The sequence below is a fragment of the Brucella tritici genome (assembly GCF_902825325.1).
Taxonomy (GTDB): domain Bacteria; phylum Pseudomonadota; class Alphaproteobacteria; order Rhizobiales; family Rhizobiaceae; genus Brucella.
On record NZ_CADEAR010000003.1, the window covers coordinates 46999 to 64912 of the forward strand.

Below are 17914 nucleotides of genomic sequence, written 5' to 3' on the forward strand. Positions count from 1 at the left end.
GGAATCATGCTCCAATGCACCAGCGGCGTCCTTCGGTCGAGACTTCGAAACGGGCAGGGGCCTGCGCAAAGGTCGAAAGCCCGGTGAGGGCTGCAAGCTGGTGCGTGATTACGCGGACAGGAATGTCGCGCATGATGGCCTTGTGCGGGGCCTTGTCTTCGAAGGCTTCACGGAAAGCGCCTGCCTTGAGTGCGGAAAGGATGCGCTGCGGAATGCCGCCCGAAAGATAGACGCCACCATGCGCCATGAAGATCAGCGCCAGATCGCCCGCAAGGCGTCCGAGATAGGTGACGAACAGATGCAGGGTTTCCTCTGCCTGTACATTGCTGCCATCGAGCCCGGCTGATGTGATGTCGGCGGGTGTCTCGAGCGTTGGTGTCACCTTGTCGGCGGCGCATATGGCGAGATAGAGATTACGCAGGCCGCGTCCGCACAGGATCTGCTCGCCTGCGACGCGGCCTTCGATACGTTCGATATGCGGGAAGACCTGATAGTCGCGTGTCGTGCGCGGGCCGATATCGATATGGCCGCCTTCGCCCGGCACCGGCACCCATGCATGGCGCGTGCGCACAAGACCGGCCACGCCAAGGCCTGTGCCCGGCCCAAGCACGACGCGGGTGGCGATCACTTCTTCCGGCCTGCCACCGATCTGTTCCAGATGATCGCTGCCGAGAGACACGACGGCGAGCGCCTGCGCCTCGAAATCGTTGAGCACAGTCACGTCCTCGAACCCGAGGTCGGCGATCATCTTCTTTGGGCGCACGACCCAGTCGCAATTGGTGAGGTCGATCTCGTCACCGTCGACCGGACCAGCCACAGCAAGAATGGCGGAACGTGGCTGGATCGAGGTGTGATCGAGAATGGCGCTCTGTATCGCCTCGTCGATGGTTACATAATCCGCCGTCTGGAGAACGGGAAACTCCTTCGGCTCGGCATTGGAATCCACCAGGATAGCAAAGCGGGCATTGGTACCGCCGATATCGCCGACGAGTACCGGAAACCGAAAACTCTGTTCGGTCCGCTCTATCTCTTTGTTTTCATGCATGTCTTTGTCCAAAACCGGTTCCCACTTTTGGGAGACATGCTGTAGCCGCCGGCATGTCCTCTCCCTAGTTATGTCTTCCCCCGCAGTGGTCTTCTGCGGGCGAGCCTGTCTTGTGCAGGATTAATCAAGCGCCTTGATCAGCTTTTCCGCTGTCGCGCGATTGAGCGCCATTGGAATATCATAGACGCTGCCGAGGCGTGTCAGCGCCTTCACATCGACATCGTGCGGAAGCGGGGACAGCGGGTCGATGAAGAAGATGAGTACTTCCACCGTGCCTTCCGCGATCATCGCGCCGATCTGCTGGTCTCCGCCCAGCGGCCCGCTTTTCACACGCTGAATGCTGAGTGAAGGGCAGGCATCCAGAATGAGGCCGCCGGTCGTGCCCGTCGCCACGATGTCATAGCGGGCCAAAGCCTGCTCATGCGCTTTTGCGAAGGAGACCATGTCATCCTTCTTCTGGTCGTGGGCAATCAATGCGATGCGCAGGCGTTCCGTCATGAATGAGCAACCTTACGAGTTGATAACCTTGTCATTAGAACATTTCCAGCAAAAGTGTGAAACGATTTTGCGTAGGAAAATGTGGTGAAACAAGCTGGAGCAGTTCCAGCGACACTGTAAAAACAGGAACCGCTCCGGCGTTTTAAATCGTTTTAAACCTATAGCGAAGTGCCGACAACGTGAAAAGCGCTAAAAGCCTTTATTGCACTCCATAGGTAACATCAGCGACCGAATTCGGCGCAGGACCGTTGAGGACCGCGGCACAGGCCTTCGGCAGATCGGACACCATCACCGGGCGCGGCTTTTTCGGCGGTTCCTTTGAAGGCTTTGCAGGCTTCCATGGCTCGTCGGTGAACCACCAGGCAAGCGACTTGTCACAACCGTCGCCAGCAGCCACTTTCGGTTGCGGCTTGCATTGGGGCGAGCCGGGCTGGCAGGTCAGGCGCACATGGAAATGGTAGAAGTGACCCCAATAGGGGCGAACCTTGCCGAGCCAGCTTCGATCACCCGTCACCGTGTCGCAAAGCTGCTTCTTGATGCCCGGATGCACGAAGATGCGCTCGACTTCCGGATAGCTTGCGGCATGTCTGATGAGGGCCGTGCGGGCAGGGGTCCACTTCTTCGGGTCCACATAAAGCGAATCCGGCTTCAGCATCGAGACGGCGGAAACGCTTTCGCGTTCGGCGTCGCTAAACCGCTTTTTCGGCATCGGCGTCAGCCAGATGTCAGCATCGAGGCCGACCTGATGCGAGGCATGGCCGGTCAGCATCGGACCGCCGCGCGGCTGCGAGATGTCACCGACGAGCAGACCGGGCCAGCCGTCCTTTGCCGCGTCGCGGGACAGTTTTTCCAGAAGGCCGATCATGCGCGGATGGCCCCAGCGTCGGTTGCGCGAAAGGCGCATGACCTGCCAGTTCGGTCCGTCCGTCGGCAGCGCCACGGCACCGGCGAGGCATCCCTTGGCATAAAAGCCGATGGATTGCGGCTGCTGTGCCAGCACGGGAAGCGCTTCGCCACCGAAGGCCTGTTTGGCGGGCATGTCCTCCGCCATGGCCATTGGCACGAAGTCGGGCGCGATCATTGCGGCCAGCGAGGCTGCGAGAACGATCTTCTTCAATCTGTTTGCAATCATGGGGCAATTCCAGTTTTGCCGGGGCTTCGGTTGCGAATCAAGCAACCGGATTGCGGGCATTATGCTGTGTGATTGGCAGGGCTTCAATGGCGGTCGACCGTTTGCGCTGCCGACCGCCATTTCCCTCAGCTCTTTCGTAGCCTCACAAGCATGGCCAGAACCAGAAACGGCATGAATGTGCAGAAGGTGATCAATGGCCAGGCAGTGTCGCCCGGCAGGAAAATGACCAGTGCGGTTCCTGCGAGACTGACGATCAGGCTTTGAATGCAGAAGTAGACTGCGACCGCCATACCTGCACTATCATCAAAGGCTGCAAGCGCGCCATTTGCTGTCATCGATGCGGTGAAAACAATCCCGACAGCGGCAAGCCACATCGGGACGATGAGGCTTGTGAATGATGGTTGCATCAGTTTCTCACCCGCCAGAAGCAGGAGCGCGCTGGCAAGGAGCACGGCCATGCCAAGGGCTACGCTTTTACGGGCACCCCATTTCTGCGTATGGCGTGGCAGGATGCGCGTGGCGGCGATCATGACGACGGCAACACTTGCGAAGGCAAGGCTGAAGCCGGCTTCGCCGAAACCGCCGCGTTCGATCAGAATGCGTGGTGCCGTGGAAAAGAACACGAAAAACGTGCCCATCGCCGTCGCAAAGCCGAGCGTATAGGTCCAGAAGCGGAAGTCCTCCATGATCCGGCCCAGACTGCCAGCGCTTGGTGCATTGTTGGCCGGACGCGTTTCGTGCCAGTGGCGCCAGGCGCGCGATGTTGCGACGAGACTGAAAACGCCCAGCAATGCGAAGATTGTCCGCCATCCGAAACCTTTTGCAATCAGGGCGCCTGCAATCGGCCCAAGCGCAGGGACGAAGGAAAGCATGGCGCTGAAAAGCCCGTAGATCGTCGCGCCTTCGGGACGAGTCGCATAGACGTCGCGGACCGTTGCGAAAGTGGCGACAAGTGCCGCCGAGGCGCCCATTGCCTGTACGAAACGAAGCAACACGAAAACTGTGGCATCGTTGGTGATCGCCAGAGCGAAAGACGAGAGGGCGAAAACCAATCCACCGCCAAGCAGGATGGGCCTGCGTCCGAAACGGTCCGACAACGGGCCGAACAGCAGTTGACCGACACCCAGCATCACCATGTAGAGGCTGAGCGTCAGTTGCACCATGGCGGGTGTCGTTTGCAGGATGGCGGGCATGGACGGTACGACCGGCAGATAGATGTCCATGGCCAGCGAGGCGAGAATGTCGAAGGGAGCCATCAACGCGAGCGCAAATGGCAGGGAATAACTCCAGCGTGGAGTTTGTTTGTTATCAAAAGGCATGACGAAGCATCCGCTCGAGAAAGAATTCGGGCGGCGATCTGCCTTCTTTAAAACGCGCGTCTCATCCGAAAACCGTCACACGCTTTTCGGGATGCGCTTTAAGGGAAATTGGTCCGGGGCAGATGCCGCAACAGGTCGGAAAGGCTGTTGCGGCTTATCTGGTTGCGAGTTCGGTGCTGCTCATTCTGTGTTGTCCCGGTTCGATTGCAGGCCTGCTTTTAGCACTGGCGCGACTTCAGCGCCAGCTATCGTCGCGCCACATGGCCGAGAAGGCCGTCTTGTAGTCGGGATAGACGAATTCGTAGCCAAGATCCCTGATATACTGGTTGGAGACACGCTTGTTCTCGCCATAGAAGGAACGCGCCATCGGCGTCATGTCGGCTTCAGCGAAGGGGACTTCCGGTGGTGGCGTCGCGCCCATCAGTTCGGCTGCAAAGGTGACGACATCCTGCGGCGGGCTTGGTTCATTGTCGGTGATATTGAAGATGCCGCCCGTGTTGGTTCCCGCCAGAAAGCGCAGGCTACCGGCAATGTCATCGACATGGATGCGGTTGAAAACCTGATTGTCTTTGATGATACACCGTGCAGTACCGCGTTCCAGATTAATGAAGGCGTTGCGGCCCGGTCCATAGATACCTGAGAGGCGCAGGACCGCGAGCGGCGTTCCATGCCGTTCGCTCAATTGTCCCCATGCCTCTTCGGCTTTGACGCGTTCCAGACTGCGACGGGATGCTGGCTTGCAGGGTGCCGTCTCGTCCACCCACTCGCCCTGACGGTCGCCATAGACGCCAACCGTCGACAGATAGCCGATCCAGCGAATGGTGTTGTCGGGACGGCGAAGCGCTTCTTCTACAACGGCGACTGCCGGATCGCCGCTTTCGCCGGGAGAGATTGAAACAACCACATGGGTCGATTGGGCAAGCCGGTCCAGAAGGTCGGGCGAAGGTGTCTCACCGTCAAAGAGCATCGGCTTTATGCCTGCCTGTTCAAGGAGCGGGAATTTCTGCTCGTGCCGCGTGGTCCCGTCGATGCGTTCCGCCTCACTGGTCATCCTTTGAGCAAAGGCCTGGGCAGAATAACCGGCTCCGAACAGAAATATGCGCATATCAGATTGCCTCCGTATTCCATTCCGCCTGCACCGTAGCATCCTCTTCCGATGAGGCCAGACGTTTCTGCATTTCAGCCACACGGTCAGGATTGGCCAATTGCTTCAAGGCCCATATAGCTGCACCGCGCACGACAGGCGCTTCGTCTTCCAGCAATCGTTCGACATCTGGCAGAAGAGCCGCATCACCGGAATTACCGGTAGCGATCAGCACATTACGAATAAAGCGGTCGCGCCCGATACGCTTCACCGGGGAGCCGGAAAACAAAGTGCGGAACGCGGGGTCATCCAGTATCAGCAGATCGGCCAGACGCGGCGCTTTCAGGTCCTCGCGGGCTTTCAACTTCATTTCGCTGGTCGCTTGCGCAAACTTGTTCCACGGGCAGACGGAAAGGCAGTCGTCGCAGCCATAGATGCGGTTGCCCATGACTTTCCGGAATTCGTGCGGGATCGGCCCCTTGTTCTCGATGGTGAGATAGGAAATGCAGCGCCTTGCGTCGATGCGATAGGGCGAGGGGAAGGCCTTGGTCGGGCAGGCGTCGAGACAGGCGCGGCAGGAGCCGCAATGGTCGCGTTCAGGCTTGTCGGGCGGGATCTCCGCCGTGGTGAAGATCGAGCCGAGGAACAGCCACGAACCAAGCTCGCGGCTCACCAGATTGGTGTGCTTGCCCTGCCAGCCAAGACCGGCGGCCTCAGCCAGCGGCTTTTCCATGACGGGCGCTGTATCGACGAAGACTTTGACGTCCTGCCCGGCACGCGCGGCGAAACGGCTTGCCACATGCTTCAGCTTGCCCTTGATGATATCATGATAGTCGCGGTTCTGCGCATAGACCGAGATGGCCGCGCGATCTCGTTTTTCCAGAATGGCAAGCGGATTGGCATCCGGCCCGTAATTCATCGCCAGCATCATGATGGAACGGACTTCCGGCCACAGCACGCTTGGATCGCTACGGCGCGCCTCGGTTTCCTCCATCCATTCCATATCGGCATGGTGGCCATCGGCAATATATTGGCGCAACCGTTCAGGCGCTTGCGGAATTGCATCCGGCGTGGTGAAGGCGACGGCATCGAAACCGACCGCCTTCGCCTCTTCGATCAGGAAGCGCTTCAGCTTGTCTGTCTTCGAATTAGAAGTCGAGGTCGCCATAATGGGCCACCGGGGCAAGCCCGCGCACGCGGTCAGAAAGCAATGGGCGGAAAGCCGGGCGCGATTTCATGCGTGCATACCAGTCACGCGCCGCTTTGGTTTCGCCCCATTCGATTTCGCCCAGATAGTCTAGCACGGAAATGCATGCTGCCGCAGCCATGTCGGCATAGCTTGGATGCGCGCCGCCAAGCCAGTCGCGCGTCGCGGCCAGCCAGTCGATATATTTCATGTGCTGGCGGATATTGGTGCGGGCGGCACGGATAGCGGTTGAATCCGGCGCGCTACCGCCCATTTCGGCAGCCATTTGCAGCTTGAACACACGTTCGCGGGCGATGTGGCGCGTCACTTCATTTTCAAATTTCAGCAGGAACCAGTCAACGAGGCGGCGCACTTCGGCGCGCTCCATCGGACTTTCCGGCAGAAGTCGGCGGCTGCGTTTCAGGGCGCCGCGCGTTTCGTCCAGATATTCGGCAATCACCGTCGCGCCGACGACCGGGAGGTCGTTTTCAGCCAGAAGAACAGGCAGGGTGCCCGCCGGATTCAATGCCAGAAATTCCTTGCGACGCGACCACGGTCGTTCCTCGATCAATTCCGCTTCAACGCCATATTCGCCAAGGATGAGCCGCACATAGCGCGAACCCGAAGACATGGGATGATGAAAAAGCGTAAGCATGATCGACGCGATACTCTCGACTGAAGCTTGAATTGAACGTCCGGAGATAGCACGGCGGCTGGCGTTTGCGCATGCAGCAGGCTATTCCTGCTACCGAGCGATTCGACGCCGCCTCAACGGAATATAAAGTCTATAAGGGCTATGTCTGCGTGAGACAAGCAATCGCTGCAAGTGCCCGTTTTAGTCGCCATAACCGCTAATGCGAGCCGGTTCAGATACCATCATCGTGCCCACTATTCTAAGGTGCTGACTTCATGGATGTTTTTAATCTGCTGGAAGCCGCGTTTCTCGGTCTTGTTGAAGGCTTGACCGAATTTATCCCGGTTTCCTCCACCGGGCATTTGCTGCTGATTGGTCATTTTCTTGGCTTTGAATCCACAGGAAAGACCTTTGAGGTGTTGATCCAGCTGGGTGCCATTCTGGCCATTCTGACTGTCTATTCGGCAAAACTTTTGAAAATCCTGACTGATTTTCCTCGCGATGCCCGCACGCGTCGCTTTGTCTTCGGCATTCTGGTCGCCTTCCTGCCCGCAGCTGTTATCGGTGCGCTGGCACACGGCTTTATCAAGAGCGTGCTGTTTGAAACGCCGATGCTGGTCTGCATCATGCTGATCATCGGCGGTTTCATCCTGCTCTGGGTGGATCAGCTCAATCTGCGTCCGCGCTATCATGACGTCATGGATTATCCGCTGCCCATGTGCCTTGCGATCGGCTTCATCCAGTGCCTGGCCATGATACCCGGTGTATCGCGTTCCGGCTCCACGATTGTCGGCTCGCTGCTGCTCGGTGCCGACAAACGCTCGGCTGCGGAGTTCTCGTTCTTTCTCGCCATGCCGACCATGGCGGGCGCATTTGCCTATGACCTCTACAAGAGCCGCAATATCCTGTCGCTCAACGATGGCGCGCTGATTGGCGTCGGCTTCGTGATGGCCTTCATCTCGGGCGTTTTCGTTGTGCGCTATCTGCTCGATTACGTGTCCCGCCACGGCTTCAAGCTGTTCGGTTGGTGGCGTCTGATCGTCGGATCAGTGGGGTTGGCAGCACTCCTCGTATGGGGGTGAACGTCGTCAAATTTCGACAAAGCTTGGCGCATAAAAGCCAGGCAAAAGAAAAGGGGCCTTTCGGCCCCTTGTTCATTTCCGTTGAATGGAATGTCTCATGCGAAGCCGGTCTTGGTGTATTGGCCAGCCACGCGGTAGCGCCAGAGATAGGATGGCAGCACGGCGTCAACACCTTCCGGCGTGATGCCCATGCCTTCCAGCGTGCGGCCTTCCTTGATGGCCTTTTCGGAAACGACATTGTCGAATTTCAACAGCGTCACCTGATCATTGGTGAGCATCGGGTTCGGCAGCAGGCCGAGGATCGATGCCTGGAGGCGAGCAACCCACCACGGCATGGAGACGATCATGCGCTTGCGCCCGATGACCTTGAGCATGTCCTTCATCCAGTTTTTGAACGGCTGCACATCCGGGCCACCGAGTTCGTAGACACCGCCCGGCATCAGCTTGCCATCGACGGCGCGGGCGACGGCTTCCGCCACGTCACCGACATAGACCGGCTGGAGCTTCGTTTCGCCGCCGCCGATAGCTGGCAGGAACGGCGAGAAGCGCGCCATGTTGGCGAAGCGGTTGAAGAAGCGGTCTTCCGGGCCAAAAATGATCGAGGGGCGCAGGATGACGCTTTCCGGCAGAACGGAAAGAACGGCGTTTTCGCCTTCGCCCTTGGTGCGTGCATAATCCGATGGCGAATTGACGTCGGCGGCCAACGAGGACACATGCGTCATGCGAATTCCTGCGGCCTTGGCGGCTTCGGCGATGTTCTTCGCGCCCAGCACCTGAACAGTGTTGAAACGCTGACGTCCGCTTTCGGCAAGAATGCCGACGAGGTTCACGACATGGTCGGAGCCCTTGACGATGTGCTCGACGGAGCCACGATGGCGCACATTGGCCTGCACCATCTGAATCTGGCCGACATTGCCGAGCGGAGCCATGTAATAGGCAACTTCCGGCTTGCGAACGGCAACGCGCACACGGTAGCCTCGCTTGGTGAGAGCCGCCACGACCGCGCGCCCGACAAAGCCGGAGCCGCCGAAAACGGTGACGAGTTTCGGCCTGTTGTGGACTTCGTTCGGTTCGGTCTTCATCCTAAACTCCTGCATGAAAGCACGCTATTCGAGCGGTGATTTATCGCCTTTTTGCCACAAGGCAAAGGGGACTTGTTGTCACGATTGCGAAAGCTGCCGGTTTTCCCGCCTTTTGGCGCGAATACTCCTTTGAAATTTGGCGGCTTGCTGTTAAATCGCGCGCATGAGCACACCACTTGACCATATTCGCAATTTTTCGATCGTCGCCCATATCGACCACGGCAAATCGACGCTGGCCGACCGCCTCATTCAGTTGACCGGCGGGCTGGACACGCGCGAGATGAAGGATCAGGTTCTCGACTCGATGGATATCGAGCGCGAGCGCGGCATCACCATCAAGGCGCAGACAGTCCGTCTTTCCTACAAAGCGAAGAACGGCGAAGATTATGTGCTGAACCTGATCGACACGCCCGGCCACGTCGACTTCGCCTATGAAGTCTCGCGTTCGCTGGCTGCGTGCGAAGGTTCGCTTCTCGTGGTGGACGCTTCCCAAGGCGTGGAAGCGCAGACGCTGGCCAATGTCTATCAGGCCATCGACAACAACCATGAAATCGTGGTCGTGTTGAACAAGATCGACCTGCCTGCTGCCGAGCCAGAGCGCGTCAAGCAGCAGATCGAGGAAGTCATCGGCATCGATGCGGCGCAGGCCGTGCATATCTCCGCCAAGACCGGCATCGGCATCGAAGATGTGCTCGAAGCCATCGTCACCCAGTTGCCCGCGCCGAAGGAAGGCGACCGCAATGCGCCGCTCAAGGCCATGCTGGTCGATAGCTGGTATGATTCCTATCTTGGCGTTATCGTTCTGGTGCGCATCATCGATGGCGTCCTGAAAAAGGGCCAGACCATCCGCATGATGGGCACGGGCGCGAAATATCCGGTGGAACGCACCGGCGTGTTCACGCCGAAGATGGTTCAGGTGGACGAACTCGGCCCCGGCGAGCTTGGCTTCATCACGGCCTCGATCAAGGAAGTGGCCGACACCCGCGTCGGCGATACGATTACCGAAGATCGCCGCCCGACCGAAAAGATGCTGCCTGGCTTTAAGCCCGCGCAGCCGGTCGTGTTCTGCGGCCTGTTCCCGGTCGATGCGGCGGATTTTGAAGATCTGCGCGCCGCCATGGGCAAGCTGCGCCTCAACGATGCGTCGTTCTCGTTCGAAATGGAAACGTCTGCCGCACTCGGCTTCGGCTTCCGTTGTGGTTTCCTCGGTCTTCTGCATCTGGAAATCATTCAGGAACGTCTCGAGCGCGAGTTCAATCTCGACCTTATCACGACCGCGCCTTCGGTCGTCTATCGCCTAAACATGCAGGACGGAACGCAGAAAGAGCTTCACAACCCGGCCGATATGCCGGATATCGTGAAGATCAATGCGATTGAAGAGCCTTGGATCAAGGCAACCATTATGACGCCGGATGACTATCTCGGTGCGATCATGAAGCTTTGCCAGGAGCGCCGCGGCATCCAGATCGATCTGACCTATGTTGGCCCACGCGCCATGATCACCTATGATCTGCCGCTCAACGAAGTGGTGTTCGATTTCTACGACCGCCTGAAGTCGATCTCGAAGGGCTATGCCTCGTTTGACTACAACCTTTCGGATTACCGCGAGGGCGATCTGGTGAAGATGTCGATCCTTGTCAACGAAGAGCCGGTCGATGCATTGTCGATGCTCGTCCACCGTTCGGCGGCTGAAAAGCGCGGCCGTGCGCTGTGCGAAAAGCTGAAAGAGCTGATCCCGCAGCATATGTTCAAGATCCCGATCCAGGCGGCAATCGGCGGCCGCATCGTGGCGCGCGAGACGATCTCGGCATTGCGCAAGGACGTGACGGCCAAGTGCTATGGCGGCGACGTGACGCGCAAGCGCAAACTTCTGGAAAAGCAGAAGGAAGGCAAGAAGCGCATGCGCCAGTTCGGCAAGGTCGAAATCCCGCAGGAGGCCTTTATTCAGGCGCTCAAGATGGGCGATGATTGATCGTCTTTGTGTTGCCGTATTGAAGCGGTAGGATAATTTTACATTTGATGCTAGATTTTCTGCCGAATTCGATCAACTATTGACAAGTGATTTGGCTAATACAGTTTGTTGAAGCATCAGGGGGTTGGTCATGACAGATGAACTAAAAACTCTTATAGAAGCTGCTAAAGCTATAAAGCAATCTGCGCAAGAAAAAGAGCAGCAAAGGCGTAGCTTTGCTTATGGTAATACTAAATTTGAGAATGATTTAATCACTAGAGCTATGATTGATGATCAAGCGGAAAAGTTAAAATCAATAGCGAGATAAGTTGGGGAGCTTTTTGCTATGAGTGGGGGAGCAGAAAGCCAGCGTCACAGTGTGGCTTTGGAAGCAGAGATCATAACGGATCCTCAGAAAAAAGCAGAAACGGAAGCCAGAAATGGTCTTCGTCAGTTTGACATTGCAATGCAAGCCGTGGCTCAGGCAATCGAACGTAAGCAGTTCAAGCTTCGCGTATCTTTGATCTTGAGTCTGCAACGTGAAGCACTGATAGAACTAAGCGGATATGCTGGAAATTTTCGGCCATCTGGCGTCGAGATTCACGGTAGTAATCATCAACCAGTTGCAGCGCATCTGGTGGCGGAGCTAGTTGAAGACCTGTGCGAATATGTGAATGCCAATTGGGAAACGGCCACACCAATTCATTTAGCTGCATATGTAATGTGGCGTTTAAATTGGATACATCCTTTTTCTGATGGAAATGGTCGTACTTCCAGAACGCTTTCCTATCTAATATTATGCATTAAACTGGATGCAATTCTTCCAGGTTTTCCGGCTATTCCAGACCAAATTGTGGAAAATAGGACTCCTTATTTTAAAGCCTTGGATGCGGCTGACGCTGCATATGCTGAGGGGCGAATTGATGTTTCGGAAATGGAAAAACTTTTGTCCGGTATGTTGGCAGCACAACTGATAAGCGCTTTCGAACGTGCAGGTGGTAGGAGTTGAGCATCGAAGGTGCGGTTGGAATCTCCATCACCTACTGCACCCAATGCAACTGGCTGCTGCGTGCTGCGTGGATGGCGCAGGAACTGTTGCAGACTTTCGGGCAGGATTTAGGCGAAGTGGCGTTGCGTCCAGGCACCGGCGGGGTCTTTGAAATCCGCGTTCATATGCCGGACGGCAGCGAGGAACTCATCTGGGAACGCAAGCGCGATGGCGGTTTTCCTGAAGCCAAGGTTCTCAAACAGCGCGTGCGCGATCTGGTCTGGCCGGAGCGCGATCTGGGTCATTCGGACCGGCCAGTCAATACTTGATAGGGCCTGCGCGCTTCCCTCATCCTGAGGAGGTGCGAAGCACCGTCTCGAAGGATCGAAGGATCGAAGGATCGAAGGACGAGGGAAGGGGAAGCATGGTCAATCCTCATCCACCACGCGCAAGCGCATTTGGGTGGGGGCGCTTTCCGCCTGTCGTGATTGCGGGCGGGATGCTTCCTCGGCGGGCGTGGGGCCGAATTCCAGCGCCTCGATCTTCGCGCCGCGCTTGGTGACCTTGCTGGAAGATACGAGAATATCGTCAATATCCTTGTTGGCCTGCACGAAGTGGGTCTGCAGCTTGCGCACGCGCTCATCGAGGCGGCCGACATCTTCCATCAGCCGGATCACTTCGCCCTGAATCACATGCGCCTGCTCGCGCATGCGGGCATCTTTCAGGATCGCCTGAATAACCTGAATGGACAGCATCAGCAGCGAGGGTGAGACGATGACCACCCGTGCCCGGTGCGCACGCTGGATCAGCGCCTCGAAATGCTCGTGAATATCGGCAAAGATCGACTCCGATGGCACGAACAGAAAAGCTGTATCCTGCGTTTCGCCGGGGATCAGATATTTGTCTGAGACATCCTTGATATGCACTTCCATGTCGCGGCGGAACTGGGCGACTGCTGCCTTGCGCGCCTCCGGCTGTTCCGTTTCGCGCATCGAATTCCAGGCTTCGAGCGGGAATTTGGCGTCGATCACCAAAGAGGGCGCATTGTTCGGCATCCGTACAAGGCAATCCGGACGGGTGCTGTTGGAAAGCGTTGCCTGAAACTCGTAGGCGCCCTGCGGCAGACCGTCGGCAATGATCGCTTCCATGCGCGACTGGCCGAAAGCGCCACGCGTCTGCTTGTTGGCGAGGATCGCCTGTAACTGCACCACCTGTCCGGCGAGCGACTGGATATTGTTCTGCGCCGTGTCGATGACGGCGAGACGCTCCTGCAATTTGGCGAGGTTTTCATGCGTCGAACGGGTCTGTTCGGTCATGGTCTGGCCGATGCGATGCGTCATGCCGTCGAGCCGTTCGCGGATCGACTGGTTGAGTTCCGCCTGTCGCGAACCGAACACTTCCGCCATGGTCTGCATTCGGCCCTGCATCTCGGCTTGCGCTTTGAGGATTTCCGCCATGCGATATTCGGCATCGCGGGCACGGTCTTCGGCCTGCGCTTCCGCGACTGCGCGAAGCCGGGCAGAGCGTGTTGCCGCGATTAGAAAAAGGGCAAGGCACAGCACCAGCACGACGATGCCCGCCAGCAGGATATTCCCGAGCGTGAACGACGTGGCGCCGAGCTGCAGAAGCGGCTCATTCAAGAGATTCTGGTTTTCCATGAAGGCAGCTTAGCTGATTCGTGTCGCCTTGATGAGATCAAAACGGGAACATTTTGCAAAGTGTAATTGACGATTCCCGCGTGAGCCATTACGTGAAAGCGCATGTCAGTAAAACCGCTTGTCATCCTTCCCGATCCCGTCCTGCGCCAGGTTTCCAAGCCTGTGGAGCGCTTTGACGACCAGCTGCGCAAATTCGCCGGCGACATGTTCGACACCATGTATGATGCGCCGGGCATTGGTCTTGCCGCCATTCAGGTGGGCGAGCCGATCCGTATGCTCGTCATCGACCTTGCCAAGGAAGGTGAACCGAAAGCGCCGCATGTCTTCATCAATCCCGAGATCATCGGCGTGACGGATGAAGCCAGCACCTATGAGGAAGGCTGCCTTTCGATCCCGGATTATTATGCCGAGGTCGAACGGCCAGCCGCTATCAAGGTCAATTACTTCGATGCTGACGGCAAGCCGCATTCGATGGAAGCCGACGGGCTGATGGCCACCTGCCTGCAGCATGAGATCGACCATCTGAACGGTGTGCTTTTCATCGATCATATTTCCAAGTTGAAGCGCGATATGGTCATCAAGAAGTTCAAGAAGCTCGCCAGCCAGCGCGCGCCGGGGAAAGTGCTTTAATGCGTGTCGTTTTCATGGGGACGCCGGAATTTTCCGTGCCGATCCTCACCGCCATTATCGGTCACGGTTATGAGGTTGTTGCCGTCTATACGCAGCCTCCGCGCCCGGCTGGCCGTCGCGGGCTGGAGCTGACCAAGTCGCCAGTGCATGAAAAAGCCGAGCAGTTTGGCATTCCGGTGTTCACGCCGAAAAGCCTCAAGGGCGCGGAAGAGCAGGAAGTCTTTGCAAGTCTTGAAGCCGATGTCGCCATCGTCGTGGCCTATGGGCTTTTGTTGCCCAAGGCCATTCTCGATGCGCCACGGCTCGGCTGCTATAATGGTCATGCCTCGCTTTTGCCGCGCTGGCGCGGGGCCGCGCCGATCCAGCGCGCCATCATGGCGGGCGATGCGGAAACCGGCATGATGATCATGAAAATGGATGCCGGGCTTGATACCGGTCCTGTTGCCATGGCGGAAAAGGTTGCAATCACGCCTGACATGACTGCGGGCGAACTGCATGATCGTCTGAGTATGATCGGCGCCGACCTGATGATCCGCGCGCTGGGTGCGCTGGAGCGTGAAAGCCTTGCCTTGCAGCCGCAGGCGGAAGAAGGCGTCACCTATGCCGCCAAGATCGACAAGGCCGAGGCGCGTATCGACTGGTCGAAGTCGGCGCAAGAGGTACACAACACCATTCGTGGTCTGTCGCCCTTTCCAGGTGCCTGGTGCGAAATGGAAATCAACGGCGCTGTCGAGCGCGTGAAGCTTCAGCGCTCAACGCTGGGTGAGGGTAAGGGCGAGCCGGGCACGGTGCTGGATGATCGCCTGACGGTTGCCTGCGGTGAAGGTGCCGTGAGGCTCGTCACGCTGCAGCGTTCCGGCGGCAAGCCATTGCCTGCGCAGGAGTTTCTGCGTGGTGCACAGGTCACGAAGGTTCTGTAGGCGGTGCCGCGCTACAAGCTCACTGTCGAATATGACGGCACGCCCTATGTCGGCTGGCAGCGGCAGGAAAACGGCCATGCGGTGCAGAATGCCATTGAACTGGCATTCAAGAAATTCTGCGGCGAAGACCTGACGTTAAGCGCTGCGGGCCGCACCGATGCAGGCGTTCATGCGACAGCACAAGTTGTCCATGTCGATCTCACCAAGGATTGGGATGCAGGCAAGGTGCGCGATGCGGTCAATGCGCATCTGGTCATGGCGGATGAGCGCATCAGTATCCTGAATGTCGAGAAGACGACGGACACGTTCGACGCGCGTTTTTCCGCACGTGCACGGCATTATCTCTACCGCATCCATAATCGTCGTGCGCCTCTGGCGATTGATTATCAGCGCGCATGGTGGGTGCAGAAGCGACTTGATGCTGAAGCGATGCACGAAGCAGCAAAGCGGCTTCTGGGAGAGCACGACTTCACCACGTTCCGCGCCACGCAATGCCAGGCCAAGAGCCCAATCAAGACGCTCGACCGGCTCGATGTCATCCGCAACGGCGATTACGTGGAAATGCGCGTTTCGGCGCGGTCCTTCCTGCACAATCAGGTCAGGTCCTTCGCAGGCAGCCTGATGGAAGTGGGTGTTGGCCGCTGGACGGCGGATGATCTGCAAGCGGCTTTGGAAGCCAAAGATCGCAAGGCCTGCGGGCAGGTTGCCCCGCCCTATGGGCTTTATCTGATTGGTGTGGACTACGCCTTTCCGTACTGAGACCCGAAGCGCGCTCTAGGGAATCAAGAGCAAACTTCCGGATGATTTTCCCGTTTCCAGCGCACGATGGGCCTGTGCTGCCTCGCTCAGCGGATAGGTTGCCCCAATCGTTCCAGTCAGTCCCTTTTCCATGATGTCGAAAAGCTTGGAAGCGGAGTTTCGGTAGTTATCCAGATCGTTGATGTAAGCGATCACGCTTGGCCGGACGAAAGAAAGATCTGCTTGATTGCCGAGTGCATCAATGACGGTCTGGGAGATTTTTCCACCGGCCTGACCAATGCTCGCCAGAGTTCCAAACGGGCGCACGCATTGTGCCGTTTTGGCCAGAGTTTCACCGCCGATCCCGTCATAGGCGACGTGAACGCCCTGTTCGTCCGTGAGACGCCGGGTGGCTGTGACGAAATCGCAATCGCGTCCAACGAGCACATGATCGGCACCATTTTTGCGCGCCATTTCGGCCTTGTCTTCCGAGCTGACGGTTCCGATCACTGTTGCTCCAAGAGCCTTGCCCCAGCGGGTCAGCAAAGTGCCCAGTCCGCCTGCGGCTGCATGCACCAGCATGATTGTATCCGGGCCAACGGGAAATGTATTGGTCAGGAGCATGTGGGTCGTAAGACCGCGCAGCATGGTCGCTGCCGCCGACTGCGACGAAATTGTGCCGGGCAGTAGCAGTGCTCTTTGGGCCGGTAGAAGCCGGGTTGAGGCATATGCCCCCACTGGCAAGCCTGCATAAGCCACTCTGTCACCCGGTTTGAGGTCGGTTACATCTGATCCGACTGCTTCCACAACGCCTGCACCTTCGACACCGAGCACAGCCGGAAAGAACGGCAGCGGATAGAGGCCGGTCCGATGGTATATGTCGACAAAATTCACGCCGATTGCCTCGTGGCGAATGCGTATCTCGCCTGCACCGGGGCTTCGGGGTGTGTGTTGGACTGTCTGAAGCAGCCCTGCTTCACCGGTCGCGTTCAGAATGATCTCGTAGTCCATCAGTCAGCCTCCGTTGCAATCCGGGGCAGTATCGAGGATAGAGAAACGGGAAAAAATTGCTGTTTTGATCGCAGCATATGGGAAAAATTTCACAATGGTGAATTGGGAAAGCGTACGTTATTTTGTGGCTTTGGCCGATACCGGTACTCTGTCAGGTGCGGCGCGATTGCTGAATGTAGAACATGCGACGATTGCGCGACGTGTGGCTGCCTTGGAAACCGAAACCAGTTTGAAACTGGTTGATCGCCGGGGGCGGCGTTTTCTGCTGACGGAAGACGGCGAGCGGATCGCTGCAATTGCCCGAAAAATGCAAGACGAAGCGCAAGCTATCAGCCGTTTCGGCGCAGTCCGGGATACTGGCATAAGCGCCACTGTTACACTCACAGCGCCGCCCTCCTACGCGGTTGCGAGACTAGCCAGGCCGCTTGCTGCGGTATCGGCGCAATATCCGGGTATCCATATGTGTGTGATGGGGGAGGCCCGCTTCAGTTCGCTGAATCGTCGGGAAGCGGATATAGCTATTCGCCTGACACGTCCGACAACCGGTGACCTCACCATTCGCAGGCTTGGCGAGGAAGCTTTTCGCCCTTATGCGAGCCGACAATATCTGGCGCAAACTGCGCCTGATAAATGGCAGTTCATCGCCTATGATGAAAGTCTGGAGGACGCTCCGCAGCAGGCTTACTTACTTGCCTTGGCTGGTGCCCGACCGATTGCCTTGCGGGCCAATACATTGGAGATGCAGCTCGCTCTTGTAAGCGAGAATGCAGGCATTGCCATGTTGCCTGATTTCATGGCTGAGACGCAGGAGCATCTGATGCCAGCACTACCAGACCATGCTCCACTTCTGCGTGAGGTGTGGATGGTCGTTCATTCCGACATGAAGACGGTTCCGGCTCTCCGTGCGGTCATGACCGAGATCGCTGGCACCCTCAGTCATCCCATGCCGATATAAC

The 17914-nt window shown here is 57.6% G+C and carries 19 protein-coding genes; 9 read left to right on the forward strand and 10 right to left on the reverse strand.

All coding sequences use genetic code 11. The annotated features are described in order from the left end of the window. Positions 1-4: 4 nt before the first annotated feature. The 7 genes from HWX93_RS04695 to HWX93_RS04725 all read right to left on the reverse strand — a co-directional run bounded on the left by HWX93_RS04695 (position 5) and on the right by HWX93_RS04725 (position 6919). On the reverse strand, positions 5-1045 hold the full coding sequence (locus HWX93_RS04695) for a glucokinase (protein ID WP_176036667.1): 1041 nt from the start codon (positions 1043-1045) through the stop codon (positions 5-7). Between the two features lie 120 nt (positions 1046-1165). Next, positions 1166-1543: a methylglyoxal synthase gene (locus HWX93_RS04700; RefSeq protein WP_109988671.1), complete on the reverse strand. Its 378-nt coding sequence runs from the start codon at positions 1541-1543 to the stop codon at positions 1166-1168. Between the two features lie 199 nt (positions 1544-1742). Continuing rightward, entirely contained in the window at positions 1743-2675 is a 933-nt protein-coding gene (gene mepA, locus HWX93_RS04705; RefSeq protein ID WP_109988672.1) for a penicillin-insensitive murein endopeptidase, read from the reverse strand. A gap of 125 nt (positions 2676-2800) precedes the next feature. Continuing rightward, positions 2801-3994, reverse strand: coding sequence for a CmlA/FloR family chloramphenicol efflux MFS transporter (cml, locus tag HWX93_RS04710; protein WP_176036668.1), 1194 nt, complete (start codon positions 3992-3994; stop codon positions 2801-2803). A gap of 235 nt (positions 3995-4229) precedes the next feature. Then, positions 4230-5099 (reverse strand): SDR family oxidoreductase, encoded by an 870-nt coding sequence (locus tag HWX93_RS04715; RefSeq protein WP_176036669.1) that lies wholly within the window; start codon positions 5097-5099, stop codon positions 4230-4232. Between the two features lies 1 nt (position 5100). Then, on the reverse strand, positions 5101-6246 hold the full coding sequence (gene queG, locus HWX93_RS04720; RefSeq protein ID WP_176036670.1) for a tRNA epoxyqueuosine(34) reductase QueG: 1146 nt from the start codon (positions 6244-6246) through the stop codon (positions 5101-5103). Then, on the reverse strand, positions 6227-6919 hold the full coding sequence (locus HWX93_RS04725) for a glutathione S-transferase family protein (RefSeq protein WP_010659404.1): 693 nt from the start codon (positions 6917-6919) through the stop codon (positions 6227-6229). Before HWX93_RS04725 ends, queG begins: the two co-directional genes overlap by 20 nt. Before the next feature lie 254 nt (positions 6920-7173). Here HWX93_RS04725 and HWX93_RS04730 point away from each other — a divergent pair, with 254 nt between their 5' ends. Beyond that, positions 7174-7980: an undecaprenyl-diphosphate phosphatase gene (locus HWX93_RS04730; protein WP_176036671.1), complete on the forward strand. Its 807-nt coding sequence runs from the start codon at positions 7174-7176 to the stop codon at positions 7978-7980. Positions 7981-8075: 95 nt separating this feature from the next. On the opposite strand, the gene HWX93_RS04735 is transcribed toward HWX93_RS04730, so the two are convergent. Continuing rightward, a complete protein-coding gene (locus HWX93_RS04735; protein WP_109988677.1) occupies positions 8076-9062 on the reverse strand; it encodes a complex I NDUFA9 subunit family protein in 987 nt (328 codons plus the stop codon). Between the two features lie 163 nt (positions 9063-9225). On the opposite strand from HWX93_RS04735, the gene lepA reads away from it, so the two are divergent. The 4 genes from lepA (at position 9226) to HWX93_RS04755 (ending at position 12330) form a co-directional block, all read left to right on the forward strand. Then, a complete protein-coding gene (gene lepA, locus HWX93_RS04740) occupies positions 9226-11034 on the forward strand; it encodes a translation elongation factor 4 (RefSeq protein WP_176036672.1) in 1809 nt (602 codons plus the stop codon). Between the two features lie 130 nt (positions 11035-11164). Beyond that, positions 11165-11341 (forward strand): hypothetical protein, encoded by a 177-nt coding sequence (locus HWX93_RS04745; protein WP_176036673.1) that lies wholly within the window; start codon positions 11165-11167, stop codon positions 11339-11341. An 18-nt stretch (positions 11342-11359) separates the two neighbouring features. Next, a complete protein-coding gene (locus HWX93_RS04750) occupies positions 11360-12022 on the forward strand; it encodes a Fic family protein (RefSeq protein WP_176036674.1) in 663 nt (220 codons plus the stop codon). 2 nt (positions 12023-12024) lie between these two features. Next, complete coding sequence (locus HWX93_RS04755; protein ID WP_176036921.1) at positions 12025-12330, forward strand: SelT/SelW/SelH family protein; 306 nt, start codon at positions 12025-12027, stop codon at positions 12328-12330. A 99-nt stretch (positions 12331-12429) separates the two neighbouring features. On the opposite strand, the gene HWX93_RS04760 is transcribed toward HWX93_RS04755, so the two are convergent. After that, complete coding sequence (locus HWX93_RS04760) at positions 12430-13659, reverse strand: DNA recombination protein RmuC (RefSeq protein ID WP_176036675.1); 1230 nt, start codon at positions 13657-13659, stop codon at positions 12430-12432. Between the two features lie 102 nt (positions 13660-13761). On the opposite strand from HWX93_RS04760, the gene def reads away from it, so the two are divergent. Genes def through truA form a run of 3 tightly spaced genes read left to right on the forward strand, consistent with a single transcriptional unit; the run spans position 13762 to position 15968 of the window. Next, positions 13762-14289: a peptide deformylase gene (gene def, locus HWX93_RS04765; RefSeq protein WP_061345593.1), complete on the forward strand. Its 528-nt coding sequence runs from the start codon at positions 13762-13764 to the stop codon at positions 14287-14289. Next, positions 14289-15209, forward strand: coding sequence for a methionyl-tRNA formyltransferase (gene fmt / locus HWX93_RS04770; RefSeq protein ID WP_176036676.1), 921 nt, complete (start codon positions 14289-14291; stop codon positions 15207-15209). Before def ends, fmt begins: the two co-directional genes overlap by 1 nt. A gap of 3 nt (positions 15210-15212) precedes the next feature. Beyond that, complete coding sequence (gene truA / locus HWX93_RS04775) at positions 15213-15968, forward strand: tRNA pseudouridine(38-40) synthase TruA (protein WP_176036677.1); 756 nt, start codon at positions 15213-15215, stop codon at positions 15966-15968. A gap of 15 nt (positions 15969-15983) precedes the next feature. On the opposite strand, the gene HWX93_RS04780 is transcribed toward truA, so the two are convergent. After that, positions 15984-16958 (reverse strand): quinone oxidoreductase family protein, encoded by a 975-nt coding sequence (locus tag HWX93_RS04780; RefSeq protein ID WP_176036678.1) that lies wholly within the window; start codon positions 16956-16958, stop codon positions 15984-15986. Positions 16959-17052: 94 nt separating this feature from the next. On the opposite strand from HWX93_RS04780, the gene HWX93_RS04785 reads away from it, so the two are divergent. Next, complete coding sequence (locus tag HWX93_RS04785) at positions 17053-17913, forward strand: LysR family transcriptional regulator (RefSeq protein ID WP_176036679.1); 861 nt, start codon at positions 17053-17055, stop codon at positions 17911-17913. The last annotated feature ends 1 nt before the right edge of the window (position 17914 follow it).